1 pseudogene is annotated in these 320 nt (G+C 74.4%); it reads right to left on the bottom strand.

The features are described from left to right. Positions 1–320, bottom strand: a pseudogene (locus MKK69_RS18440) (GntR family transcriptional regulator); the annotation flags it as partial.

The following is a 320-nucleotide window of genomic DNA, read 5'->3' as shown; positions in this document are numbered from 1 at the left end:
AACCCCGTGACGGGCCGCTCCTCGACCGTGACAAGCCCGAGCTTGCGGGCCTCCCGGATGGCGTTGCGCACGGTAGTCTCGGACACGCCGACGATCGCCGCGATGTGCCCAACCGCCAGCCGGCAGTCGCCGCGGCGCGCTACCTCGGCGGCGACCAGGGCGAGCACGCCTTGCTCAGCGTGGGTGAACTTGGCGGCGAGACCGAGCGGCATGCGACCAGAGGCTGCCCAGCGGCGGCGGCGCTCCAGCGAGCCATCCGTGCGCGGGCGCGAGCCGACCGACCTCCTGGGGCGGCCCTGGCGTTCCTGAGGAGCAGGCCG

The organism is Methylobacterium sp. J-026 (assembly GCF_022829585.1).
Taxonomy (GTDB): domain Bacteria; phylum Pseudomonadota; class Alphaproteobacteria; order Rhizobiales; family Beijerinckiaceae; genus Methylobacterium.
The sequence above is the reverse complement of the archived record's forward strand: the minus strand, read 5'-3'. Positions and strand labels throughout refer to the sequence as shown.